The 26617-nt window shown below is 40.0% G+C and carries 24 protein-coding genes, 1 tRNA gene and 1 pseudogene; 14 read left to right on the top strand and 12 right to left on the bottom strand.

The window, feature by feature from the left end; genetic code table 11:
• Nucleotides 1–9 precede the first annotated feature (9 nt).
• From ABDV70_RS06575 to ABDV70_RS06560, 4 genes are all read right to left on the bottom strand, one after another.
• The gene (locus ABDV70_RS06575; protein WP_343596382.1) at nucleotides 10–519 is read right to left on the bottom strand and encodes a low molecular weight protein-tyrosine-phosphatase; all 510 of its coding nucleotides are present in this window, start codon (nucleotides 517–519) and stop codon (nucleotides 10–12) included.
• Between the two features lie 75 nt (nucleotides 520–594).
• Nucleotides 595–2583 (bottom strand): DNA polymerase III subunit gamma/tau, encoded by a 1989-nt coding sequence (gene dnaX, locus ABDV70_RS06570; protein WP_343596380.1) that lies wholly within the window; start codon nucleotides 2581–2583, stop codon nucleotides 595–597.
• A 145-nt stretch (nucleotides 2584–2728) separates the two neighbouring features.
• Complete coding sequence (locus tag ABDV70_RS06565; protein ID WP_343596378.1) at nucleotides 2729–3586, bottom strand: MaoC/PaaZ C-terminal domain-containing protein; 858 nt, start codon at nucleotides 3584–3586, stop codon at nucleotides 2729–2731.
• A 59-nt stretch (nucleotides 3587–3645) separates the two neighbouring features.
• On the bottom strand, nucleotides 3646–5037 hold the full coding sequence (locus ABDV70_RS06560) for a 3-oxoacyl-ACP reductase (protein WP_343596376.1): 1392 nt from the start codon (nucleotides 5035–5037) through the stop codon (nucleotides 3646–3648).
• A 331-nt stretch (nucleotides 5038–5368) separates the two neighbouring features.
• Between ABDV70_RS06560 and ABDV70_RS06555 the strand changes: the two are divergent.
• Nucleotides 5369–6649: pseudogene (locus tag ABDV70_RS06555) on the top strand (acetyl-CoA C-acetyltransferase); the annotation flags it as partial.
• Nucleotides 6650–6921: 272 nt separating this feature from the next.
• Complete coding sequence (locus tag ABDV70_RS06550) at nucleotides 6922–7128, top strand: KTSC domain-containing protein (RefSeq protein WP_343596374.1); 207 nt, start codon at nucleotides 6922–6924, stop codon at nucleotides 7126–7128.
• On the opposite strand, the gene ABDV70_RS06545 is transcribed toward ABDV70_RS06550, so the two are convergent.
• From ABDV70_RS06545 to ABDV70_RS06535, 3 genes are all read right to left on the bottom strand, one after another.
• Nucleotides 7118–7702: a class I SAM-dependent methyltransferase gene (locus ABDV70_RS06545; RefSeq protein ID WP_343596372.1), complete on the bottom strand. Its 585-nt coding sequence runs from the start codon at nucleotides 7700–7702 to the stop codon at nucleotides 7118–7120. The genes ABDV70_RS06550 and ABDV70_RS06545 overlap by 11 nt on opposite strands.
• 450 nt (nucleotides 7703–8152) lie before the next feature.
• Nucleotides 8153–8374, bottom strand: a complete 222-nt coding sequence (locus tag ABDV70_RS06540) for a DUF1653 domain-containing protein (protein ID WP_343596449.1) — start codon at nucleotides 8372–8374, stop codon at nucleotides 8153–8155.
• Nucleotides 8375–8409: 35 nt separating this feature from the next.
• Nucleotides 8410–9318, bottom strand: coding sequence for a LysR family transcriptional regulator (locus ABDV70_RS06535; protein WP_343596370.1), 909 nt, complete (start codon nucleotides 9316–9318; stop codon nucleotides 8410–8412).
• Nucleotides 9319–9453: 135 nt separating this feature from the next.
• Here ABDV70_RS06535 and ABDV70_RS06530 point away from each other — a divergent pair, with 135 nt between their 5' ends.
• The 3 genes from ABDV70_RS06530 (at nucleotide 9454) to ABDV70_RS06520 (ending at nucleotide 12801) form a co-directional block, all read left to right on the top strand.
• Nucleotides 9454–10722 (top strand): MFS transporter, encoded by a 1269-nt coding sequence (locus ABDV70_RS06530; protein ID WP_343596368.1) that lies wholly within the window; start codon nucleotides 9454–9456, stop codon nucleotides 10720–10722.
• Between the two features lie 13 nt (nucleotides 10723–10735).
• A complete protein-coding gene (locus ABDV70_RS06525) occupies nucleotides 10736–11434 on the top strand; it encodes an alpha/beta fold hydrolase (protein WP_343596366.1) in 699 nt (232 codons plus the stop codon).
• A gap of 329 nt (nucleotides 11435–11763) precedes the next feature.
• Entirely contained in the window at nucleotides 11764–12801 is a 1038-nt protein-coding gene (locus ABDV70_RS06520) for a nitronate monooxygenase (RefSeq protein WP_343596364.1), read from the top strand.
• Here ABDV70_RS06520 and dusB read toward each other — a convergent pair.
• The 4 genes from dusB to cysS form a co-directional block, all read right to left on the bottom strand.
• Nucleotides 12798–13820, bottom strand: coding sequence for a tRNA dihydrouridine synthase DusB (dusB, locus tag ABDV70_RS06515; protein ID WP_343596447.1), 1023 nt, complete (start codon nucleotides 13818–13820; stop codon nucleotides 12798–12800). The two genes, ABDV70_RS06520 and dusB, sit on opposite strands and share 4 nt — an antisense overlap.
• 674 nt (nucleotides 13821–14494) lie before the next feature.
• Entirely contained in the window at nucleotides 14495–14785 is a 291-nt protein-coding gene (locus ABDV70_RS06510; RefSeq protein ID WP_343596362.1) for a hypothetical protein, read from the bottom strand.
• A gap of 211 nt (nucleotides 14786–14996) precedes the next feature.
• Nucleotides 14997–15072 (bottom strand) — tRNA-Gly (locus tag ABDV70_RS06505).
• A 62-nt stretch (nucleotides 15073–15134) separates the two neighbouring features.
• Nucleotides 15135–16562, bottom strand: a complete 1428-nt coding sequence (cysS, locus tag ABDV70_RS06500) for a cysteine--tRNA ligase (RefSeq protein WP_343596360.1) — start codon at nucleotides 16560–16562, stop codon at nucleotides 15135–15137.
• A gap of 205 nt (nucleotides 16563–16767) precedes the next feature.
• On the opposite strand from cysS, the gene ABDV70_RS06495 reads away from it, so the two are divergent.
• From ABDV70_RS06495 to ABDV70_RS06455, 9 genes are all read left to right on the top strand, one after another.
• Nucleotides 16768–17745 carry a KpsF/GutQ family sugar-phosphate isomerase gene (locus ABDV70_RS06495; RefSeq protein ID WP_343596359.1) on the top strand — a complete coding sequence of 326 codons (978 nt, stop codon included), beginning with the start codon at nucleotides 16768–16770 and terminating at the stop codon, nucleotides 17743–17745.
• A 1-nt stretch (nucleotide 17746) separates the two neighbouring features.
• Nucleotides 17747–18286 carry an HAD-IIIA family hydrolase gene (locus ABDV70_RS06490; protein ID WP_343596358.1) on the top strand — a complete coding sequence of 180 codons (540 nt, stop codon included), beginning with the start codon at nucleotides 17747–17749 and terminating at the stop codon, nucleotides 18284–18286.
• Between the two features lie 37 nt (nucleotides 18287–18323).
• Nucleotides 18324–18872: an LPS export ABC transporter periplasmic protein LptC gene (lptC, locus tag ABDV70_RS06485; protein WP_343596356.1), complete on the top strand. Its 549-nt coding sequence runs from the start codon at nucleotides 18324–18326 to the stop codon at nucleotides 18870–18872.
• A complete protein-coding gene (lptA, locus tag ABDV70_RS06480) occupies nucleotides 18856–19440 on the top strand; it encodes a lipopolysaccharide transport periplasmic protein LptA (RefSeq protein ID WP_343596355.1) in 585 nt (194 codons plus the stop codon). The genes lptC and lptA overlap by 17 nt, the downstream gene beginning before the upstream one ends.
• Complete coding sequence (lptB, locus tag ABDV70_RS06475; RefSeq protein ID WP_343596353.1) at nucleotides 19437–20183, top strand: LPS export ABC transporter ATP-binding protein; 747 nt, start codon at nucleotides 19437–19439, stop codon at nucleotides 20181–20183. Before lptA ends, lptB begins: the two co-directional genes overlap by 4 nt.
• A gap of 87 nt (nucleotides 20184–20270) precedes the next feature.
• Nucleotides 20271–21044 carry an IclR family transcriptional regulator gene (locus ABDV70_RS06470; RefSeq protein WP_343596352.1) on the top strand — a complete coding sequence of 258 codons (774 nt, stop codon included), beginning with the start codon at nucleotides 20271–20273 and terminating at the stop codon, nucleotides 21042–21044.
• A 222-nt stretch (nucleotides 21045–21266) separates the two neighbouring features.
• Entirely contained in the window at nucleotides 21267–22658 is a 1392-nt protein-coding gene (locus ABDV70_RS06465) for a GntP family permease (RefSeq protein WP_343596350.1), read from the top strand.
• Nucleotides 22659–22771: 113 nt separating this feature from the next.
• Nucleotides 22772–23932: an iron-containing alcohol dehydrogenase gene (locus tag ABDV70_RS06460; RefSeq protein WP_343596348.1), complete on the top strand. Its 1161-nt coding sequence runs from the start codon at nucleotides 22772–22774 to the stop codon at nucleotides 23930–23932.
• Between the two features lie 27 nt (nucleotides 23933–23959).
• Entirely contained in the window at nucleotides 23960–25456 is a 1497-nt protein-coding gene (locus ABDV70_RS06455) for a CoA-acylating methylmalonate-semialdehyde dehydrogenase (protein WP_343596346.1), read from the top strand.
• Between the two features lie 77 nt (nucleotides 25457–25533).
• Here the strand turns inward: ABDV70_RS06455 and ABDV70_RS06450 are convergent, their stop codons facing one another.
• Nucleotides 25534–26592 carry a 2,3-butanediol dehydrogenase gene (locus ABDV70_RS06450; RefSeq protein WP_343596344.1) on the bottom strand — a complete coding sequence of 353 codons (1059 nt, stop codon included), beginning with the start codon at nucleotides 26590–26592 and terminating at the stop codon, nucleotides 25534–25536.
• Between the last annotated feature and the right edge of the window lie 25 nt (nucleotides 26593–26617).

Here is a 26617-nt window from a genome sequence, read left to right as displayed (position 1 = left end):
ATTTTCACCTTATGATTTCGTTAATTTACTGAATGTATCAATCCATGCCTGACTTGCTGCTTCACAATGATCAATCACCAGCTCAAAATCAGCCGCATCGCCATAGTAAGGGTCTGCAATAGCTTGATTGTGTCGCAATGGGTCTTGTGCAGTCATCATGACAATTTTTGCCTTACACGCATCTGCGCTAAACTGTTGCTTCGCATGTTGATGTAATTTTTCAATTTCTTTGAGATTTTGATGATCCATCGCCAAAATCAGATCAAACTCGGTAAAATCCTGTACTTTAAGTTGTCTTGCTCTGAGTGCGGATAGATCATATCCCCGTTGCCCTGCATGTTTTTGACTTCGATGATCGGGGGCTTCGCCAATATGATAGGCAGCAGTTCCTGCCGAATCGACGAAAATATCGAGATGATTTTGCATAAAAAAATGCCGAAGAACAGCCTCAGCCGTTGGAGATCGACAAATATTTCCTAAACAGACACACAATACTTTCTTAGGCATTAAGTTCGCCATTATTTTCCCCAACGCTACTGACAAGTCATTATTTTAAGCATGTCATGCTTCGTTCAAAGCATTATAACCATTCATTTAATGTGGCTTTAATTGAATATTTCGAATTTCACCATCAAAACTTTCTAACAACTGGCGGACGGTTGAATCATGATGAATTAACTCTGCCGCACGTTTAAATGCCTTTTCCTTACGTTGTTGCTGCATCACATAAGGTGTGGTCATCGCAACTTCGCCATATTGAACTGCAAAACGAGTATTATGCCACTGTTGTTTTAATGCTTGTTCCAAATTGTGTTGTTGCTGCGTCAATAATTGTTCGTATTGTTGTGGAATATGGAAAATACTTTCTCCATCAATATTCCCTGCCATTACCCCATATTGTGCCAACTCTTGTACCGCTGGTGATAAAGCGCTATTTCTAAACCAGTATTCCCATTTTTCAACCGTCCATTCACCTTCGAGTGCCTGCTCTGCAACACGTAAAATGTCTTGTGGCATTAATGACGAATTTTGAGCTGGCTCAGGCTCAGGCTCAGGCTCAGGCTCAGGCTCAGGCTGGAGTATATCTTGCTGTAGATCAGCTTCAATGGTGCTTAAACTACTTTCAGGGTTTACATCATGAACGGGTAATTCCTGTTCAAATGTAGCAGCCTGTACTTCCTCAACCGATGGATCATCATAAGTAAAAGGAAATACATCATCAGGTGCATGTGTTTCTGAGATTGGCTGACTCGGTGCATCATCCAATCCAACATCAATCAGTGGGTTCTCATCATCGACCTGAAAATGAACCACGTCTGCATCATCAAGATGAGCCTGTATTTCTGCTTCATCTACAATCAACTCTTCAGAAAAATCTGTTTCATCTTCTTCTGAAATTACAGTTTCCCGATCTGAAGCTTTTTGTTCTAGTGTGATGACGTCTTCTACAGGTTCAGCATGGACAATAGTTTCTGACTGAACCACAACTTCGTTGGCTTGCAATGGACGGAACGCCAATAAGCGCAGCACACACATCTCAAAACCTTGTTCTTGTGTGACTGCCCAAGACAGTTCTGTACGTCCTTTACATGCAATCTGATAATACAGTTGCAAATCAACCGCAGAAATTGTTTGCGATAATGTTTTTATCTTTTGATTAATTTCCTGACTATATTTCAAACTCAAATCAGGTAAATATTGCATCAATGCCAGTTCATGGAATGTAGAAATCAGTTGATCTAACACCAATGCAACATCGAGGGCCTGTTGTCTAAACTGCAATAAAAGCTGACTAACTTTTTGGGTCTGATTGCGGTGAATTGCCAAAATCAAATCATAAATAATGGTACGGTCAATCAAACCCAGCATTTCTTTGACATCTTGCTGATGAATCTGACCTTGTCCATAAGCAATAGCCTGATCGGTCAAAGACAACGCATCACGTAATGAACCTTGTGCGGCTTCTGCAATCTGCCAAATCGCATCTGATTCATTTTGAATATGTTCTTTGTCTAAAATATCAGTCAAATGGTGCTGAATTTCACTGGCATCCAAAGGACGCAAGGTGAACTGTAAGCAACGTGAAATGACCGTAATTGGAAGCTTTTGCGGATCTGTAGTCGCAAATAGAAATTTGACATGTTCAGGTGGTTCTTCCAATGTTTTGAGCAAAGCATTAAAAGAATGCGTAGACAACATGTGGACTTCGTCAATCAGATAAACCTTAAACCGTCCCTGTGTCGGCGCGTAAGGCACATTATCTAAAAGCTCACGCGTATCTTCCACTTTGGTACGTGAAGCCGCATCAATTTCAATCAGGTCAATAAAACGACCTTCATTGACGGCTTTACAAGTCGCACATACCTCACATGGTGTTGCAGTAATCCCTGTTTCACAGTTCAAGCATTTCGCTAAAATACGGGCAATGGTCGTTTTTCCCACACCACGCGTTCCCGTAAACAAATAAGCATGGTGCAAACGACCACGTTCTAAAGCACTGGTTAAGGCTCTAGAGACATGATTTTGCCCCACCAACTCATTAAAATTACGTGGACGATATTTTCTAGCAAGAACTTGATACATGTATGCTCCTTTCTACATCGCTAAGCATACTGTTTTTTGACGCAATAGTGAATGAACACTGTACCGATTGGATGAAATACAACGCATTTATCGAATTTGTTGCCTCTCATCCCATATTTATTTTTACAGTATTCACCAGATCATTTTACAGCGCTGTTACATGCCCAATTAAATGCGGTTTGGATGTTTGCTGTTGCTGAATTAAAAAATCTGTTCTTGGTGCCTGTAATGCGGTTAAAAATTCAACATTTGATGGTAAAAAAATCGGTAATTTGAAATGAACTTCTGCCTGATACTTTTCAGGTAACTCCAAATTGGCAAGTGCTTTTGCTTTACTCCACATACCATGTGCAATGGCACGTTTAAAACCAAAGGCTTTTGCTGTCAGTGCATGTAAATGAATGATATTGGCATCGCCTGAAATAAACGCATAACGGCGACCAATATTTTCAGGAATCTGCCATGTATCTTGAAGTACATAATCTGGTGTTTGCACAGTCCGATGGTTATTTTTATCTGCAACGCCTTTAGTTTTTTGACGTGACAAATAGGTACTTACCCCTTCCATCACCACTTCATCGCCTATTTTCACCTGAGTGATAAACTCAAATTGTACCCCTTTGGCATGTGGCTTTAATTCGCCAAATTTACATGAAAGTTGATATTGCAAATTGGCAGCCAACGGACGGTATTGTGTCACCTGATTATGAATATGTACCAAACCTAAAATTGCAAATGGAAATGGCTCTTCTGTCATCATGTGCATCTGCAAACTTTGTGAAAGCACTGCAAAATAGATTGCGGGGATATATCCATTATTGTCAAAACCACAAATTTCATTATAGGCATGTAAATGACGTGCATGCACATGAAACGCATCTACGACATATTCAACATCGGGCAAAGTCTGAAGCAAGCCTTTCTTTTTCAGCACCAAGCCTTTAATGATATTGGGGTAAGCAGTATATGGCTTGGGAAATTGACTAAAATGACGTGTTCGCATTGCTCACCTTCTTGAATGTTTAGATCTGGCGATAAAGCATTTTATCCCCATAGATTCGATTATGCACCCAGTAGACTTTGTCCACAAACCCGAACCACATTACCATTTATACCCGAAGATGCTGCCGTTGCAAACCATGCAATCGTTTCGGCAACATCGACAGGTAACCCACCTTGACTCATGGCGTTCATACGTCGACCAGCTTCACGAATCGCAAATGGAATCGCTGCGGTCATTTGCGTTTCAATAAACCCCGGGGCAACTGCATTGATAGTTACGCCATTTTTAAGTCTTGGTGCTGTTAATTGAACCAGACCAATGACACCTGCTTTCGAGGTTGCATAGTTCGTTTGCCCCAAGTTCCCCGCAATACCACTAATCGATGAGACGCAAATGATTCTACCGTGGTCATTCAACACCTGTTTTTCCAACAAATATTGATTAATTTTCTCTGCTGCGGTGAGGTTAATTTTAATCACCAAATCCCAAAAATCAGGCGTCATATTGGCAAGGGTTTTATCTCGGGTAATGCCTGCATTATGTACAATCATATCTAACCCGCCCAATGCTGCCGCAGCCTTTTGAATTTCGGCTCCTGCATCAGGTTCAGTAATATCCAATGGCAATACTGAACCGCCAATTTCCGCTGCAACACGCTCTAAGTCAGCTTGTTGCGAAGGCACATCCAAGCAAATGACATGCGCACCATCTCGTGCCAGTACATGCGCAATTGCCTCACCAATCCCTCGACTTGCACCCGTAACCACGGCTGTTTTCTCATTAAGTGGTTTTGTCCAGTCGACTTCGACCACATCTGCTTTTGAAACATGAATCACCTGACCTGAAACATAAGCAGAACGTGGTGAAAGCAGAAAACGAAATGTAGATTCAATATTGTGTTCGGCATCTTCATCAACATAGACGATTTGCGCTGCAATGCCTTTTTTAAACTCTTTCCCAACAGATTTAATAAATCCGACCAATGCCTGTTGCGCAATCGCCTGTGCAATGGTTGGGCAACTTTCAGGCGTTCTGGCAAAAATAATGACTCGCCCCGAACTTTGGACTTTACGTGCCACAGGATGAAAAAATTCATAAACCTGATGCAACTGCTCCGAGTTTTCGATACCACTTGCATCAAAAACCAAAGCTTTAAATTTAGTTGTCTGATCTTGTTCTGTAAAAAAGGTTGTTTGTAACCCAACCTGATCTAACACAGGTTGCAACGCTAACTGTTGAATATAACTATTGGCATGAATGGCTTGTAATATTTTTATTAAAGCTGTTGTTAAATTTGATGTAACAGAGGCAGCACCAAACAATACCGCCCCCTTGACAACAGGTGACGGACTTTCAAATCGTTCCAGTAAAATAGGGCTTGGTAAACCTAAATTTTTAATGACAAATTTACCAATAGGATTTTTTGAGAATAGTTGATATTGGTCGGTCATAAATTTTGCCTCAGATATTTTTAGGATACGGCGTACAGATTATAAAATTGCCATACAATCTCATGATCTTATCGTTTCATTTCATTACGTTATTGTAATGATCATACTCAAGATGAGCTTTAAATGTGTTGACCCGAATCTTTTTTGACGGTGTCATTTAAGTCAATTGTCCATCTGCTATTCTGTGTTATGTTAGCGAAAAGCGGTATTTTCAATACCTTAGAAAAAACAGAAAAATGATCAGGCTTGCAGAATGTACCCTCAAAACAATACTTCATTCTGTCTGACTTTTTACTGATGCCCCGTTTAGTGATGCAACAGGAACATCTTTATGAGCCAAACCACAGTTCGTCGTGTCGCCATTCTTGGTGGAAACCGTATTCCATTTGCCCGTTCAAATGGCCCTTATTTTAAAGCCAGTAATTCGGACATGCTCACCGCGGCCTTAAATGGTTTGGTTGAGCGTTTTCATCTTGAAGGACAACGCCTCGGTGAAGTGGTTGCAGGTGCTGTACTCAAACACAGCCGTGACTTTAATTTAACCCGTGAATGCGCTTTAAGCACCAAGCTTGCACCTGAAACACCCGCAGCAGACTTACAACAAGCTTGCGGAACAGGTTTACAAGCAGCATTTATGGTCGCCAATAAAATTGCCCTAGGACAAATTGAAGTGGGAATTGCTGGCGGTGTCGATACAGCTTCCGATGCTCCGATTGCCATTGGTGACGGATTACGCAAAGCATTACTTGAGCTGAACATTGCAAAAACGGCAAAAGCACGTTTGCAAGCTCTCGCAAAAATTAATTTCAAACATTTACTTGATGCGCCCAAAAATGGCGAACCGCGTACAGGTTTATCAATGGGCGAACATGCTGCCATTACAGCATTAGAATGGGGAATTTCACGACAGGCACAAGACGAGTTAGCCGCAGCAAGTCATCAGAAACTTGCCGCAGCCTATGAAGCAGGTTTCTTTAATGATTTAATCACACCCTTTTTAGGTTTAGAGCGTGACCAGAACCTACGTCCAGATTCGACTGTAGAACAACTCGCCAAACTTCGCCCTGTGTTTGGACGTGGTGAAAGTGCCACCATGACCGCAGGCAACTCAACCCCACTGACTGACGGTGCTTCAGTCGTATTACTCGCCTCTGAAGAATGGGCAAAAGCCAATGGACACGAAGTTTTGGCTTATTTAAGCTTTAGCGAAACGGCGGCAGTAGACTTTGTATCGAAAAAAGAAGGCTTGCTCATGGCGCCCGCCTATGCCGTGCCACGTATGTTAAACCGCGCAGATCTAACCTTGCAGGATTTTGACTTTTACGAAATTCATGAAGCCTTTGCCTCACAAGTCTTAAGCACACTCAAAGCATGGGAAGACCCTGAGTTTTGCAAACAACGCTTAGGTTTGGCACAGCCTTTGGGTGCAATTGACCGTAGTAAATTAAATGTCCACGGGTCATCTTTGGCAGCAGGACATCCATTTGCAGCGACAGGTGGTCGTCTTTTGGCAACCGCAGCAAAACTGATTCACCAAAAAGGTTCGGGACGCGCACTCATTTCCATCTGTGCGGCAGGTGGTCAGGGCGTTACAGCTATTGTTGAAAAATAAACATATCCTTTATCTCCCTAATGTACTCTCCACATTAGGGAGTTTTTTATCTCTCAATACAAATGAATTTCATTAATCACTCAAGTTATTCACTAAAAAACCATCTTTAAACTATACATATCATCTAACAACGCTAATTTTTATTAGTCATAAAAAGCTTTTTATAAAAACAGATAACATCTCTGGATTATTTGGTTAGAATTTACATAAACAGTACGTTTTTTAAGCCTATTTTTTCTATATTCAAAATATGGGGAAATTTTGAGGTGCCTATGGATGAAAGCCGATTTGTGGTGATGTGGAAATACAATCCAACTTCACGTTATTTAAAAATATTTTATCAGGATGGTACTGCGGTACTATTTCATCCTGTACCTGAGTTTGTTTATCAAAATTTATTACGCACACAAGACAAGGCAGCTTTTGTCGAAAAATACCTTGTCTATGATTTGCATTTTTCACATATTGCTATTGCTTAACAATACACATCAACCCTGCACCAATGGCAAGTGTCGTGGTCAAAAATGATGGATCTGATTCTACAAGTTTTTTAAAATCAATCACCTGATCTGCATGGGAAAGTACATTATCCACAATACAGATTCCAGATGATTTCAACAAATGCGGTAAATATGTCCAATATTCAACATACGCATCTCGCTCTGCATCTAACAAAATAAAGTCAAAGCTTTGCTGACTTTGCTTTAAAAATTCAAGTGCATCTCCAACCCAAAACGTCACTGGCGTGTGTATTTTAAACGCATCTAATTGTGCTGCTGCCATCTGACTACGTTCAACATCGATTTCTAAAGTTGTGATCTGACCTTGAGTACTTTCTGCGGCTTTTGCCAACCATAGGGTTGAAAAACCTGTTGATGTACCAATTTCCAGAATGTTCTGGCTACGTTGAACCAATACTTGTTGCGCCAAAAATGTAGCCGAATCTGGCTCGATATTTCGGTAACGTGCCAAACGGTGATCCTGTGCCACATCGTGTTGGCAGTAGCGTTGATAAAGCTGTTGTTGCTGTTTTAAAAATTGTGTATCGAACATGGTTATTTTTCCGTGTTATGCTGATTTTATTATTCGCGGTTGACAGAACATTAAGCAGTTTTTTTAACTGCATGATTCTGTAAAATATCGTTTATACGGTTTGAATACCGTTTATATCATGGGTTTTGTACTCCTTCACACGTCATTCTGATTATTCATATTTTTGTTCTAAATAAAATTTTTATATTTTAGTGCCAGTTTTTTCCCTTATTGATCAAGGACATTATTTCCTCTAAAAATAGCTTTGTTCTAAATCAGGTTAAACCTTAATTTTCAAACACTACCAACTGATATCTAATACTGATGATTCATCAGAATGAGAAAAAAATCCTTTTACATTCATTCATAATTCACACATTATTTAATCTCTTTTTATGTGCTGATTGATCTCATTCATAGGTTAATCTCAGACCTCAGACTATATCCATATTTTCCAGACTCACTACAACCTCAACTGGTCGCTTGCATTAGTCGAAAACGCGGACAAATTGTTCCATCTGCCAAAGTCACCTGTTCAGTAAACATACTCAATGGTCGAATCCACATCGAATAATCACCATATAAACACTGATACACCACATGCGCTTCTTCTGTTTCACTGTGTTTAGCCACATGAAAGACTTGATAAAGCTGCCCTTTGTAGTGCTGATAAATACCCCGTTGAATCATGATGTATTCCTTAAATTTCAAAGTGATGATTGTATACATCAATCTTGCTGATGACACAATGATTGAATCACACTTGCAAAATTAATGGCACATTGTGACGGCGCCTGAGCCTTATAAGCAAGCGCCAGACTTACCTGTGGAATCGGTTCTTGCAGATCATAATATTGAATGCCGCTTAACTGCACTTGTTTGGATGATTCTGGCACAAGAGATACCCCTAAATTTGCCGAAACAAGTGATAAAATCGAAACCAGTTGTGGCGCATGTTGACCAATTTTTGGCTCGAACCCCACCTTACGACACGCCTCCACCATTGCATCGTATAACCCCATGCCAATTTCGGAAGTTGGGGTCATAATAAACGCATCATTTTTTAATTGATTCAAATCGAATGCTGCTGTTACAGGCTGCTGTGCCAATGGATGCTGTTGAGACATGACGGCAACCAATGGTTCATCTTTTAAATGTTGTATTTTTAGATCTTTTGGAATTGGGTTGGATGGGCGAACCACAACCAAATCCAGTTGGTCATCTAATACTTTTTCGATAAGTACCGCAGAGTTTCCTTCTTCAATTTTTAAATCAACCTGCGGGTAAACTTTCTGAAATTCACGTATTCCAGCAGGAATAAGCGGGTTTAATGCAGCCGTTCCGGTAAAACCAACACGCAGTTGTCCTTGTTCACCATTGGCAACTTGCCTTGCAATCTGAATGGCTTCTTCGGCACGTTGTTGTAGGGGTTTGACTGCCTGCAAAAAAGCCATGCCTGCCTCGGTTAAAGTAATGCCATGCGCGGTTCGATGAAACAGGCTTGCTCCGATTTCATCTTCTAAATCCCGAATCTGCATGCTCAAAGGTGGCTGACGGATACCCAGCTTGGCTGCCGCTTTGGTCAGATTTTTCTCTTCTGCTGCCATCAGAAAATAACGAATATGTCGTAATTCCATATGTATTCTTTATTCGATGTATATAACAAGGATAAGGTATATATAAAACATATCAAGTTAGCCAGCTAAATATATTAGAAAAATACCTACCCAATTGCTAAAGTATGCCTATCACACGAACATGCTGCTCTTCCCATGTTAAATTCATCTCCCTCACCCATCACATCAGAAACTGTTGAGGTGCCAAAAGCTCAGCCTATTCCACCTCAATCCAAGACTGCCGTTTGGATTCAACAAGGGACAGCCGAATATTATCGTGCTGGCATTGCATTGTTCCTGTTAGGTTTTGCCAGTTTTTCTCTGATTTATTGTGTTCAGCCATTATTGCCCGAATTTACTCAAAGCTTTCATGTCAACCCTGCCACCAGTTCTTTAGCACTGTCACTCACCACAGGTTTTCTCGCTTTTTCTATTGTGCTTGCCAGTGCATTTTCTCAAGCAGTTGGACGTAAAGGCCTGATGTTTTCCTCGATGCTCATTGCTTCACTTCTTAATATTATTGCCGCCTTTTTAACTCACTGGCATGCATTATTAGTGATTCGTGCCCTTGAAGGATTCATTTTGGGAGGTGTTCCTGCTGTTGCAATGGCTTGGCTCGCTGAAGAAATTGATCCCTTACATTTAGGTAAAGCCATGGGGCTTTATATTGGCGGAACAGCCTTCGGTGCGATGATGGGTCGTGTTTTTATGGGACTTGTGACCGAGTTTATGTCTTGGCGTGTGGCACTCGCAAGCCTTGGTATGATCTGTTTTGTTTTTTCGATTGGCTTTTTATGGTTGTTACCTCGCTCTCGCAACTTTGTGAAAAAATCAGGGCTCAACCTTGGCTTTCATCTTCAAGCATGGCGCAAACATCTTCAAAATAAACAATTACTTCGGCTATATAGTATTGGATTTATTCTAACCAGTATTTTTGTGACCCTATTTAACTATTCAACTTTTCATTTATCGCTTGCGCCTTATTCACTCAGCCAAAGCATGATTAGTCTGATCTTTTTGGTCTATGCTTTTGGGATTGTTTCTTCATCTGTTGCTGGTAGTTTATCTGACCGTTTAGGCAAACGCCCGATGATGGTGAGTGGATTTATTCTGATGTTTTTGGGTGTTCTCGTGACGCTATTCAGCTCTATCCTAATGATTATGCTTGGGATTATTCTGGTGACCACAGGATATTTTATCACCCATTCTGTCGCAAGCAGTAGCGTTGGAGCAACAGCGAAAGAAGCAAAAGGACATGCGGCTTCGTTATATTTACTGTTTTATTATCTTGGCTCCAGTATCATTGGCTCTTTCGGAGGATGGTTCTGGCTTCATGGAGGATGGAATGCCATTGTTGCACTCACCGCAGTGTTCGCCATTGCTGGTGCATTATTGAGCCTTCTTTCTGTTCGTTTTTCCCAATAAGGTTAGATCATTTATGCAAGCGCTACAGCCTGTTGTTTTTATCCCAGGTTTACTTTGTGATGCCCAACTTTGGCAAAATCAGATTGAAGGTTTAGCAGATATCTGCCAAAGTCAGGTTGCTGATATTTCACTCGATCATTCGATGACTGCTATGGCGGAACGTATTTTAGAAACCGCACCTGAACGCTTTAATTTGATCGCACTATCTATGGGCGGATATGTGGCATTTGAGATTTTACGCCTCGCACCTGAGCGTATCATAAAGCTTACCCTTATGGACACCAGTGCACGTATCGACAGCCCTAAAGCTGCTGCCCACCGTAAAGCAACTATTGAAGTCATGCAAGTCGGAAAATTTTTAGGGGTTACGGACAAGTTATTACCTCAGCTTATTCATCCAAGTCGTGTGCATGACCCAATTGCAAATGTGATTAAAACAATGGCTATCCGTGTTGGAAAAACGGCCTTTTTAAACCAGCAAACTGCAATTATGCACCGTACCGACTCCCGTTCGTTCTTACCTGAAATTCGAGTTCCAACATTGGTTGTCGTTGGTGAGCAAGATCAAGTTACTCCACTTCATCATGCTCAGGAAATGCAACAAGGTATTCCAAATGCCAAACTTCATATTTTCCCCGAATGTGGGCATTTACCACCATTAGAATACCCTAACGAAACAACGCAGTTGTTAAGAGAATGGTTGACAGCTTAAATTTTCTTTGCGTACTTTATAAATCATTATTTTTATATGGAGGAGCTTCGAAAAACACCGAAGTTCCTCATTTTTATTTAGTCTAACCTGTTACAAATATCTGTAGCTTATGTCATCTACAACACAGCAAAAGATCTTGAAATGTTTCAAGGTAAGAATATTAAAATATCAATAAGTACAAGATGTTCATTTCAGAACTTTTCATTTGTATATAGGTTTCAAAAATCAAAACTAAAAATATCGACATAAGATATATTTTATTTACATTTTCTTGTTTTTGGCATTCAATAAGATCAAATTACAAACACATGCAACACACGGATGCACCCATGTCTCTTTTAGAAAAACTTAAAATCCAACATCCAATATTTCTTTCACCGATGGCAGGGGTAACCACTCCACAACTTGCTGCAGCAGTGTCCAATGCAGGCGGGTTAGGTGCGCTAGGCCTAGGTGCAAGCACAGTCGATCAGGCACGTACACAAATTTTAGCAACACAAAAGCTGACTGAGCACCCATTTCAAGTGAACTTCTTTTGTCATCAGCCTCAAGCTCTCGATGAATCTAGCGCACAACAATGGATTGATTATCTACGCCCACATTTTTTAAAATTCAATGCAGAACCGCCCAAACAGCTTCATTGCATTTATCCAAGCTTTTTAGACCATGATGGTTTTTTACAGCTGGTTTTAGAAACACACCCTCAAGCCGTGAGCTTTCATTTTGGCATACCGCATGCTCATCAAATCCAAGCACTCAAACAAGCAGGGATTATCACAATGGTCACTGCAACCAATCTGGTCGAGGCTTTGCAAATTGAACGAGCAGGCATTGATATTATTATTGCCCAAGGAGTTGAAGCTGGTGGACATCGGGGTCTATTTAATCCAGCACACGAAAGCGGATTATTGACACAAGACTTGGTCACACTGCTCTTACAACATTGTAAAATTCCAATCGTTGCAGCAGGTGGTGTTATGAATGGGCAACAGGCTCAGACTTATTTAGACCTCGGTGCTTCGGCTGTGCAATTCGGAACAGCATTTATCGCCTGTCCTGAATCAAATGCAACTGCTGCATATCGTCAAGCACTCACCGACTCACCCATTACACAACTCACCATGACCATTTCGGGTCGTGCTGCACGAGGTATTCTCAACCATTGGCACAATGAAATCGATACACCACAACGCCCATGTGTCCCAGCCTATCCATATACCTATGACATTGCGAAGCAATTACATGCGCTTGCCGCTTCACAGCAATGTCAAGATTATGGTGCATTTTGGGCAGGTACAGGCGTTGCTCAAATTCAGGCCAAGCCGGCTATCGATGTCTTTCAGGCCATTCTTGCTCAAATGAATTAGGTCTTTACCTCGAAAGGATGATGGATTTCGACACGCACTTCATCCATATTTTGACCATGTGCAAGCAAACCATCAAAGTAATCTGCAACAACTTTGGCTTGCTCATGAGTCGATTCCACCTGATACATTTGTTGGCGAAACTCGTTACTGCTGTGCAAACCTTTGGTGTACCAAGCAATGTGTTTACGGGCTATTCGACAGCCTGAATATTCACCATAAAAGGCATAAAGTTCTTCTAAATGCCCCATTAAAACATCTTTTACTTCCTGAATATCGGGTGCTGCAAGGTATTCACCCGTTTTTAAGTAATGTGCAATTTCCCTAAAAATCCAAGGGCGACCCTGTGCCGCCCGACCAATCATAATGGTATCTGCACCAGTATAATCCAGTACATATTTGGCTTTTTCAGGAGTATCGATGTCGCCATTGGCAATTAAAGGAATCGAGATTTCTTGTTTTACCTGTTTGATTAAATCGTATCTTGCATGGTTTAAATACATATCTTCACGGGTGCGTCCATGTAATGCCAATGCTGCAATACCTGCCTGCTCCGCCCGTTTTGCAACACGCATAATATTTTCTTCACCATTTAAAAAACCTAAACGTGTTTTTAAAGTCACGGGAACGTCAACTGCTGCAACAACCGCATCTAAAATACGCGCTACTAAATCTTCATCTTGTAATAATGCTGAACCCGCCAATTTGTTGCAGACTTTCTTGGCTGGACATCCCATATTAATATCGACAATTTGTGCACCATTTTCGACTTGGTAGCGTGCAGCTTCAGCCAACTGTTCAGGGTCAGAACCTGCGATTTGTGCAGAAATAGGCGCAATTTCCCCATCAAAGTTCGCTCGATATAAGCTTTTTTTACTCATGCGAAGGGTCTTGTCTGCTGTCATCATTTCACTGACGGCATGACCTGCACCAAAGTATTTACATAAAGTTCTAAATGGCCGATCAGTTACCCCTGCCATCGGTGCAACCCAAATTTGGTTACGCTTTGTTTTATCGAACAATTCTGCAATTACTTTGTTTTTACTCAATTTTTAAATTCCTATATTCCTCAATATTCACCCATATTTTCAATAACGTAATCATGCTTCAACTTATCTGATTATAGTAACCAGATAAAACTTATATAGGGATAGCACAAAGCAATAGTAAGTAGACGGCAAGTTTACCTATACTGCGAAATACATATCAAGTGACCAAACAGAACTACATTAGAACAAAAACCTTCAAAAAGAAGGTAATGCACATAAACTAAGAGAATTGAGGTGAGATCTTGGGTAATCCCGCTATTCTAAATCCTAAAGCCAAGGTTGTGTCAAAAACTTTAAAACAGTTTGTTCAATAATATTTGGCAAAGTTAGTGATTCTGCGTAGTACCTGTACCTTCGGCTATTGAATATCCTTGCGATGTGCTGACTGGACTGACGCAACCTCATTAGCATTTGCATCAAATGTCATCTGCTTTAGCTTTTATTTTTCAGATAGATACGAACCCATTCATATTGCTTTGCTCTACGTCTAATGCCTGATTCTGCAATTTGACGTAGAGACTTAATACCTGCTCGATAATCGAGTTCAATTTTTCCCAATCAATTACTTTTTTCAACCATAATCACCAAACCTCAATTTAATGATCATCGATTTATGGTACGATGGTCATGGTTTTTTAGAGAGAGTATCAGCAACTAACACCTAGAGATGAAAGTGAGATTCCATTCCAAAATAGCCGAGGATATGTTTCGCCATTTGGTTCACCAAATTCTGCACGTAAAGCACTTGGGCTATTATAAGAGGTTGGATGTTTCCCATTAGGCTTTGAAATCAATGTAACAGTCGTATCATAATGTATCGTTAATAAAACAATTAGATGGCCATTTAAATCCCTGAATTCAACAGGACTCAATTGAGTCAAATTATTCTGATTCATAATGGTTTGCAATTTCTTTTTGCACTCTGGTTTAGCACCCATTTCAATCACCTCTAATCATCATTTTTAGATTTAAAATTTTATTAAATAGCAACTATGCTTATTAAACTAAACTATAAAATTGTGCAAGTGCATTAGCTAAAAGCGTTCCTGCTGTATCTATGAATAATAAAACGCATTCACATATCCAAAACCATAAAAAAAAGCCGAAAGATTTTCAACCTTTCAGCTTATTCATTTACACCATAAATTTTGGAGCGGGAAACGAGACTCGAACTCGCGACCCCAACCTTGGCAAGGTTATGCTCTACCAACTGAGCTATTCCCGCAATAGGACGCATTATAGAGAAATTTTAGTGGGAGTCAATACTCCCACTATTCAACTGGTGAATTAATCAGCTCTACGCCACAATGTGCCTTGACGAGTGTCTTCCAAGACTACACCCTTCTCGAGCAATTCTTGACGGATTGAATCTGCTTTCGCAAAATCTTTGGCTTTCTTTGCATCGGCACGTTGTTGAATAAAATCTTCAATATCTGCATCAGACAAGCTTAATGCTTCCTGACCAATGTCCGATTTTAAGAACTCATCAACTGGATGCTGCGCCAATCCTAAAATATTCGTCAGATAACGTAATGTTGCGAAGCTCATATGCGCAGCTTCGTCCTGCTCTTCTTTTAAAGCACGGTTCAGTTCTTTATTGAGTTCAAATAAAATCGCAATCGCTTCGGCTGTATTAAAGTCATCAGACATTGCGGCATTAAAACGTGCAATGTAGTCATCATATACAGGATGTGAAGAATGTTCTTCGATTCCAAAGCGTTGTTGATAGGCTTTAAATGAATGATAAAAACGAGTTAAGGATGTTTTTGCTTCTTTTAAGGCAAAATCGGAGAAATTAATCGGGCTACGATAGTGCGAAGACACAATAAAATAGCGAATCACTTCAGGGTGGAATTTTTCCATTACATCACGAATGGTAAAAAAGTTGCCTAAAGATTTAGACATTTTTTCACCATCAACATTTACAAAGCCAACGTGCATCCAATAATTGACATATTGTTCGCCTGTCGATGCTTCACTTTGTGCAATTTCATTTTCATGATGTGGAAATAACAAATCACCACCACCACCATGAATGTCAAAGTGATTTCCCAAGCAACACGTTGACATTGCAGAACATTCAATATGCCAACCCGGACGGCCATTGCCCCAAGGTGAGTTCCATGAAGGTTCATTTTCTTTGGCACGTTTCCACAGAACAAAGTCAAACGGATGTTTCTTTTCTACTTCTACATCGACACGTTCACTTGCGCCCGCTTGCATGTCGTCCAGTTTACGACCAGACAAACGACCATAAGACTTAAATTTATCAACTTCAAAATAAACGTCACCATTTGACGCAGCATAAGCCGTGCCATTATCAACCAGCGTACCAATCATGTTTTGCATTTGATCGATATATTCAGTTGCTTTCGGTGCTTCATCAGGGTCTAAACAGCCAAGACGATGTGCATCTTCGTTCATTGCATCGATAAAGCGTGTCGTTAATGCCTGAATTGTTTCACCATTTTCATTGGCGCGCTTAATAATTTTGTCATCAATGTCAGTGATATTTCGTACATATTTGACGTTCCAACCCTGACTACGCAAGAAGCGGATAATATAGTCAAACGCAACCATCACTCGAGCATGTCCAATATGACAATAATCATAGACGGTCATTCCACACACATACATGTCAATATGTCCTGCCTTTTGAGGTACAAAATCAACTTTTCTGCGTTGCTCAGAGTTATATAAAACAAAAGGTTGCATACGTTTTTAAACACTCAACAAAAATAGTATTACATCATAACTGATGCGCCCAATCTTCTCAAAGTTTTATCCGCAAAAAATATATGCTTGTGAAAATAACATTTGAAAACGTGACTTTGGCGGAACTGTGCTAAGATAGACCTAATTATTGCATCGTGAATGCAGTCATCTGTTTTAAGGGTAATCAGCTTTGAATTTTCCACATATGATCAATCAAATTGATTTTAAGAAAGTTGCATTAGAAACCATTGATATTGAAAAAAATGCACTTGATATTTTAGCAACTCAAATCGATGATCGATTTACACGTGCCTGCGACATTATTTTGCAATGCAAAGGACGACTTGTAATCACGGGCATGGGAAAATCTGGGCATATTGGTCGTAAAATGGCAGCCACTTTTGCATCGACAGGAACGCCTTCGTTTTTTATGCATCCTGGTGAAGCGGGTCATGGCGACCTTGGTATGTTGGTTAAAGGCGATGTACTCATTGCAATTTCAAATTCGGGTAAAAGCGATGAAATTATGATGTTAATGCCGCTGATCAAATATTTGGATATTCCTCTCATCACCATCAGCGGAACAGATAAAGGGCCAATGCCTCAAAATGCCGATGTTGCGCTTACTTTAGGTGATTTACATGAGGCTTGCCCACTTGGTTTAGCACCAACCTCAAGTACAACAGCAACCTTGGTTCTAGGCGATGCCTTAGCTGTTGCCTTATTAGATGCACGTGGTTTTACTTCGGATGATTTTGCTCGCTCGCATCCTGCTGGAGCGCTAGGAAAGCGTTTACTTTTACATGTAAAACATCTTATGCATACAGGTGCTGAATTACCTAAAGTAAGACCAGAAACACCAATGAATCAGGTACTTTACGAAATTAGCGACAAACGTCTTGGATTAACCACGGTTGTAGATGAAAATGATGTCCTTCTTGGTATTTTCACCGATGGAGATCTTCGTCGTTTAATTGACCGTCAACAAGGGTTTGACGTGAATTTACCTGTTTCAGATGTCATGATTAAAAATCCTGCAACGATTACCGCAGATATTCGTGCCGTAAAAGCACTTGAAAAATTACGTGATAAAAAAATCAACCAGTTTGTTGTGGTTGATGCTGAAAATAAAGTGATTGGTGTCATTAGCATGCATGACTTAATTGCCGCAGGAGTCGCTTAATATGGCATCGTATATTTTATTGGAACAGGCACGCCATATAAAAGCATTAGTTTTAGATGTCGATGGTATTTTAAGTGATGGTTTTGTTACCCTGACCAATACAGGTGACGAAATTAAATCGTTTGATATTCGTGATGGCCTAGGCATGAAACTTGTGCAACAGGCAGGTTTAAAAGTTATCATCATCACGGGGCGTAAAAGCAATATTGTCGACAAACGCATGTCCGATTTGGGTGTTGATCTGGTTTTTCAGGGCCGAGAAGACAAAGGAACTGCTTTACGTGAAGCGTGTGCAGAACTCGGTTTAACCCCTGAAGATTGTTTATATATGGGTGATGACTGGCCTGATCTTTCTGCTTTTGCGATTGCAGGAATGAAAGTGACCGTACCCAATGGGCATTTAGAAGTTCGTCGCCGTGCCGACTTGGTCACACAGGCGATGGGTGGTCGAGGTGCTGTGCGTGAAGTGTGCGATATGTTATTACAAGCACAAGATGTCTACCAAGACCTGCTTGAAAAATATTTAGCGACACCTCATTAATCTTTAACTGAATTTTGTTTGATACACTACGACGCTTATGGATACAAAGAGTTTATATATTGTTGCCCTTGTGGTTGCGACCGTAAGCGGTGGTTACTATTATTACAGTGGTAAGAGTAAGAAACTAGATAATACTTCTTCGCCCAACCTTACCTATGCCGCCAAAGACGTAAAAGTCACTCAGACAGATGTAAACGGACATTTATCTGCTCGGGCATCTGTTGATGAGATGTCTCAGAATAAATTAAATAATACTTCTGAACTGTTGAATTTCAGAGCAACGACTTATAATAAAGGCAAAGAAGATGCCAATTATTATGCATCTAAAGCAGAAGGTTTTAATGACAATCAGAAAATCGTGTTAACAGGTCAGGTGATTGCACATCGAAATACAACTCAAGGTATTATGACTTTAACAACAGATAAACTTATTGGCTATCCAAAAACGAAACAAATCGAAACTGACCATCTTGTCAATGTTGACTCTCCCCAGAGCCAATTTGTGAGTCAAGGCTTGAAGGCTGACTTTACAACAGGACAATATGATTTTTTCCATATTCGAGGAAAGTATGTTCCAAAATCCTAAACTATCTCGTAAAGCTTTCCTAAAAGTTGCAATTGTAGGTGCTTTGTCTGTTTCTGCAATATCGGCCTATGCTTTACCTTCAGACCGTAATCAACCCGTTTCTTTAGTGGCTGACCGTGCAACCTATAATGATAAAACAGGTTATACCACCTATTCAGGTAATGTCATTATTGAACAAGGGACAATGAAACTACAGGCAGATACGGTAACAGCACAGCTTAACTCGAATCGTCAGATCAGCACTGTAACTGCACTTGGACGCCCTGCTCGTTTCCAGCAAAAAACCGATCAGAGTAAAGGACTTGCCAAAGGTGAAGGACAAAAAATCGTCTACAATGCAGACACAGGCATTATTACGCTGACAGGCAATGCGTTTGTCAATCAGGATGGTGCGAGTGTGCGTGGTGCAACTTTACGCTATAGCATGAATAAAGGTGACATTGAAGCCATCGGTAGTTCATCAAATGGTTCTGCAACCTCTACTAGCCCATCTCAAAATCATGGACGTGTTCAAATTGTAATTCCACCAAATAGTTCAACCTCCAAGCCAGGAGCAAAAAGTAAATGAGTGATGCGCTAAATCAGCCGCAAACCCTCTGCATTAAACACTTAGCGAAAAACTATAATAAACGCTGGGTGGTCAAAGACGTATCCTTTAAAATGCAAAGTGGACAAATTGTTGGCTTGCTTGGTCCAAATGGTGCGGGTAAAACCACAAGCTTTTATATGGTTGTTGGACTTGTCCGTATGGATAAAGGTGAAATCCATCTTGATGATCAAGATTTATCTCACTTTGCAATGCATGAACGGGCACGTAAGGGCTTAGGCTACCTTCCACAAGAAGCATCTATTTTTCGTAAATTGACCATTGGTGAAAACATCATGGCCATTTTAGAAACACGCAAAGAGCTAAACAAAGCTCAACGCGAACAACGCCTGAAAGAATTATTGGAAGATTTTAAAATCAGCCATATTAAAGATTCTTTAGGAATGAGTGTTTCTGGTGGTGAACGTCGTCGTGCAGAAATCGCCCGCGCTTTGGCTGCCGACCCAAAATTTATGCTTCTTGATGAACCTTTTGCAGGTGTCGACCCAATCTCTGTGGGTGACATTAAAGAGATTATTCAAAACCTTAAATCACGTGGGATTGGAGTGTTAATTACCGACCATAACGTGCGTGAAACACTGGCAATCTGTGAAAAAGCTTATATTGTCAGTGAAGGCTCCGTTATTGCAGAAGGTACGCCACAAGAAATTTTGGAAAATACAACTGTCCGTGAAGTATATTTGGGTGATGATTTTACCGTGTAAATTTTAGTTTTCTCAGTATTTCCAAAGCTGTATATTGAAAAATATACAGCTTTTTTTAACATTTAATTTTCAAATAAGGCAAGACCAATGACGGATCAAATTAAGAAAAAAGGCTCATCCATTACTCGAGTTTTAGAAATCCTAGAAGCAATAGGTGAAGCGAAGCATCCTCCCTCACCACTCGACCTCTCAATTGCCCTTGATATTCCTAAACCCAGTATTCATCGGCTCATTCAATTCTTAGAAAAAGAAGGTTATGTCAAAGTTGACTTATATGGCGGCCTCCTTACAGGTTCAAGGGTAAAAAAGCTTTTGTTTAATGTTTGGGATAATGAAAAATTTCGCATTGAACGAATTTCAATTCTTGAAAATTTATCCAACAAAATTGGAGAAACATGTGGCATTGCAATTCTTCAAGAAAACCACATGCTGTATGTCGATCGCGTTCAGACTAACTGGCCTTTGCAAGTTTATCTCCCTGTAGGATCGACAGTCCCATTATGGTGTACCTCGAGTGGTAAATTATTTTTAAGTTATCTTGATGCCGAAAAGCGCGCCAATATTCTCAGAAATATTCCAATGACGCCCTATACTAAAAATACAATTATTGGTTCTGAAGCACTAGAAAAAGACATTCAAACCATTCGCCAAAATGCTTTAGGAACAGACAATGAGGAATTCATTGCAGGTATGGTAGCCTGTTCAGTACCTATTTTTCACCCTAATGGAAAAATTTTAGCAAGCTTATATACCCATGCCCCTACTATACGTAAATCATTAGAAGATCTTGTTTCATTTGAAGATGATCTGCGCCAAGCTGCAAATGATCTAAATTTACATATTCAGAGCTCTTTAAAATAAAAAAGACAAATAATATCGTTTACTTATATTCCCCCCTCAAAGGCACTCTTTTAATCTTAACGAGTGCCTTTTGTATATTTTTCATTTTTATTCAATATGTTATCAAATATATTTAATTTTTTATAAATTTATCTATTTCTATTGTCTAAACTTTATGCTATTTATTTAATAATGATACATTTCGTATCATTATTAAATAACATTGATATGGATATCAATTTCATGAGTGTAATTATTACGATTGTTGCTTTAGCAACATTAATGATTGCTGCCTATCGTGGTTTCAGTGTAATTCTCGTTGCACCGATCATTGCTTTGGCAGCAGTATTTCTAACAACACCGATAGATGTTGCACCTGCTTTTTCTGCAATTTTTATGGAAAAAATGGTGGGATTTATCAAGCTTTACTTTCCCGTCTTTTTGCTTGGTGCATTATTTGGAAAACTGATTGAGATTTCTGGTTTTGCACGTTCAATTGTGCAAGCAGTGATTAAGATTTTAGGTGCACATCGAGCAATTCCAGTGATTGTAACGATTTGTGGTTTATTAACTTATGGTGGCGTTTCACTATTTGTTGTTGTTTTTGCAGTCTATCCTTTTGCAGCAGAGATGTTTCGCCAAAGCAACATTCCCAAAAGACTTATTCCCGCAACTATTATTTTAGGTGCACTAACATTTACTATGGATGCGATGCCTGGTACCCCTCAGATCCAGAATATTATTCCTACTTCATTTTTTAACACCACTGCTTGGGCTGCACCTACATTGGGTATTATTGGCTCAATTTTTATTCTTACAGTTGGTCTAATTTACTTAGAACGTAAACGTAAAAAGGCTCAACTGAATAATGAAGGTTATGGCACGAATTTACGAAATGAACCAACTATTGCCGCAGATTTAAAATTACCATCACCAATCATCGCATTATTACCATTAGTTGTTGTGGGGATTATGAACTTGACTCTTACCCATATGATTCCTGCGTGGTACTCCGATAGCTTTGCTTTTCAGTTAGCTGGTATGAAAGAAGCGATGAATCTGGATATCAAAAAAGTTTTGGCGATTTGGGCAGTTATTGGTGCATTGTGCAGTGGCATTCTTTGCATCATGTTATTTAGTTTTAAAACTATTTTTAGCCATTTTTCAGAAAATACTCAATCTGCTATTGCAGGTGCTATGTTAGCCGCAATGAATACAGGAACAGAATATGGTTTTGGTGCAGTAATCGCGGCATTACCAGGCTTTCTCATTGTTGCCAATTCTTTGCATGGTATTAGTGATCCATTACTTAATGAAGCCATCACGGTCAATATTTTGGCAGGGATTACGGGTTCTGCATCTGGAGGGTTAAGTATTGCATTAGGTGCCATGTCTGAACAATTTCAAACTATGGCGACTCAAGCCCATATTCCTATGGAAGTCATGCATCGTGTTGCCGCAATGGCATCAGGAGGAATGGATACCCTGCCACATAATGGTGCTGTGATTACTCTTTTAACCGTCACAGGCTTAACACATCGGGAAGCCTATAAAGATATTTTTGGTATTACTATTTTCAAAATCCTTTCTGCTTTTGTTGTGATCGGTGTTTATTACATGACTGGTTGGGTGTAAATAAAGCAAATATATAGCTAATTTTTTTAACTTAAAACACAGTTGATACGAAATGTATCGTTATTGAAAATTACTCTGAATATAATTTGGATCTAAAGAGGAAGGATATTTGTATGTCACATAATATTTTATTACCAAGAGTGATGCAGGTGGGTGCACATTCTAGAAAAAATATACCTGAAATATTAAAAAGTCTTGGTTGTCATAAGCCATTGATTATTACCGATAAAATAATGGTAAAACTAGGCTATATTAAGGATATTCAAAACATTTTATTAGATTCGGGAATAAGCTCTAATTATTTTGATGACACTATTCCAGAACCAACATCAGGTTCAATTGAAGCAGGTGTTCGTCATATTCGCGAACATCAATATGACTCAATTATTGCTGTTGGTGGTGGTAGCCCAATTGATAGTGCCAAAGCGATGAGTATTTTAGGCAAACATGGAGGCCATATTCGTGATTATAGGTTCCCACGTCAAGTCACTGAACAAGGGTTACCTATTATTGCTGTCCCAACAACCGCTGGAACAGGCTCTGAAGCTACACGTTTTACGATTATCACGGATGATGAAAGTAATGAAAAAATGCTTTGTGTAGGCATCGGCTTTATGCCAGTCGCAGCAATTATTGATTATGAATTGACCTTGAGTTTGCCTGCACGTACAACTGCCGATACTGGCATTGATGCTTTAACACATGCAATCGAGGCTTATGTCAGTAAAAAATCTAATTTATATAGCGATACTCAAGCATTGGCTGCAATGCAGCTCATTGGTCCTAATTTGAAAAAGGTCTATTTTAACCCTGAAGATAAAACAGCTCGGGAAGCGATGATGCTCGGTGCAACACTCGCAGGAATCGCCTTTAATAATGCTTCAGTTGCCTTGGTACATGGAATGAGTCGTCCTATTGGGGCATTTTTCCATGTACCTCACGGTCTTTCTAATGCCATGTTGCTACCAATGATTACCGAATATTCAATCCCTAATGCACCAGAAAAATATGCAGATTGTGCCAGAGCTATTGGTATTGCAACACAAGAAGATACTCTAGATGTTGCAAATAACAAACTTATTGATGCATTAAAGGATATTAATCAGTCGTTACAGGTTCCAACTTTAGCTGAATTTGGTGTAGATAAAGCTGAGTTTGATGCAATAGTTGAAACAATGGCGCAGCAAGCCTTGGCATCAGGTTCACCAAATAATAATCCACGTGTTCCCACCATTGCAGAAATGGTGAACTTATATCAACAACTTTGGACTTAATTTTTAGTTTTTATCGAGGTCATTTATATGGAAATCATCGGACATTTTATTAACGGTCAACTATCAACGGATACAGCTCGCACTCAAGCCGTATATAACCCAGCGACAGGTGAAATTTTAAAACAAGTTGCAATTGCCAGTAAAGCTACGGTTGAGGAAGCAATTGCTGCCGCAGAACAAGCCTTTCCAGCATGGCGCAATACACCTGTGATTAAACGTGCTCGTATCATGTTTAAATTTAAAGAACTTTTAGAACAACATGCAGATAAAATCTGTGAATTAATTGGTTTAGAACATGGCAAAATTGTACATGATGCCGCTGGAGAATTACAGCGTGGCATTGAAAATGTGGAATATGCCTGTGGTGCGCCAGAATTCTTAAAAGGCGAATTTTCTAAAAATGTAGGTCCGAATATTGATTCTTGGAGTGAACTACAGCCACTTGGTGTAGTTGCAGGTATTACACCATTTAACTTTCCCATCATGGTTCCACTTTGGATGTTTCCAATGGCGATAGTTTGTGGTAACTGTTTTATTTTAAAACCTTCAGAACGAGACCCATCATCTACACTCTATATTGCACAATTACTCAAAGAGGCAGGCTTGCCAGATGGCGTATTCAATTTAGTCAATGGTGATAAAGAGGCTGTCGATACACTCTTACAAGACCGCCGTATTCAGGCTGTGAGTTTTGTGGGTTCAACCCCAATTGCAGAATATATTTATAAAACCGCAACAGCAGCAGGCAAACGCTGTCAAGCACTAGGTGGTGCAAAAAACCATGCCATCATTATGCCAGATGCAGACGTTGATAATGTGGTGAATTCTTTATTAGGCGCTGCATTCGGTTCATCAGGCGAACGCTGCATGGCTCTTTCTGTTGCCGTTGCTGTTGGTGATGAAATCGCTGATGTCGTGATTGAAAAACTTAAAACTGAAATTGGAAAACTGAAATTTGGACATTTTGCAGACAAATCTAATGATTTTGGCCCAGTGATTACAGCCGAACATAAAGCGAAAGTGATTACACATATTGATAGTGCAGAAAAACAAGGTGCTAAGATTGTAGTCGATGGCCGCCATGTAGCACCACAAGGCTATGAAAATGGGTTCTTCGTTGGCGCAACGCTCATTGACCAAGTCACGCCAGACATGAGCAGCTATCAGCAAGAAATTTTTGGTCCTGTACTACAAATTGTACGTGTCAGCACCATGCAAGAAGCTATGAAACTAATCGATGATCATGAATATGGCAATGGTACTTGTATTTATACTCGAGATGGTGAAGCTGCGCGTTATTTCTCTGACCATATTCAGGTAGGTATGGTCGGCATTAATGTACCTTTGCCTGTTCCTGTTGCTTACCATAGCTTTGGTGGTTGGAAACGCTCATTGTTTGGTGATTTATATGCCTATGGACCAGATGGCGCACGTTTCTATACGCATCGAAAAACCATTACTCAGCGTTGGCCTTCTGCCAATGTACGTGAAGGTAAACAATTTTCAATGCCAACACTAAACTAAGTGACGTTGAATCAAATCTCATAAAAAAGCAGCATAAATTTATGCTGCTTTTTTCATTTTTTGAAATAAATTTCAAACTAAGGATGCACAATAATTTTTACAGCCGACTCATTATTATGAATCAAGGTTTCAAAACCTTGCGATACCAAATCATCGAGTTGAATGCGCTGAGTGATAAAAGGTTCTAAATTAATTTTGCCTTCTTCAACCAACTTAATGGTTTCTTGATGATCATTCACATAAGCAATTGTGCCGCGCACATCAAGCTCTTTCATCACCACACTGTGCACGTTAATCGTTGCTGGATGACTCCAGATCGACACAATCACCACGACACCTGTTGGTTTAACGGCTGCAACCAAGGTATCTAGAACTTTATTCACGCTACTGCATTCAAAAGCCACATCAACACCAAGATCATTGGTGATTTTCATGACCTCAGCAACAACATCAACTTGCGATGGATCAAGAATATAATCGGCAACGCCTGATTCTTTGGCTTTTTCTTTTCGTTTCGCACTCAATTCAGTGATAATGACCGTTAAACCTTTGGCCTTTAAAATTGAAGACAGCAATAATCCAATTGGCCCTGCACCGCCGACCAAAGCAACATCACCTGCTTTAGCACCACTACGAACAAAGGCATGATGTCCAACCGACAAGGGTTCAATTAATGCAGCCTGATCTAGAGGAATCTTGTCAGAAATTGGGTGCACCCAACGGCGTTTAACCGCAATTTTTTCCGATAAACCACCACCACGGCCACCTAAACCAATAAAGTTCATATTTTTAGAAAGATGGTAGTTATCCCCCGGCCCTGTCGGTACGTCGTCAGCCACAATATAGGGTTCAACCACGACATGTTGTCCGACCTGAATGTCATCAACACCTTCACCTACGGCATAGACTACACCAGAAAATTCATGCCCCATCGTTATTGGTGCAGATTCACCTGAAATAGGATGTGGATGCCCGCAAGGTGGAATAAAAATTGGGCCTTCCATAAATTCATGCAAATCTGTTCCGCAAATCCCACACCATGCAACTTTAATTCCGACCGTTCCAGCTTCAACGACAGGCTCTGGAATATCTTCAATCCGAATATCCCCACGGTCATAAAAACGTGCTGCTTTCATTATTATTTACTCCACATTTATCATT

Origin of the sequence: Acinetobacter sp. (genome assembly GCF_039596015.1) — a bacterium.
GTDB lineage: Bacteria > Pseudomonadota > Gammaproteobacteria > Pseudomonadales > Moraxellaceae > Acinetobacter.
The sequence above is the reverse complement of the archived record's forward strand: the minus strand, read 5'-3'. Positions and strand labels throughout refer to the sequence as shown.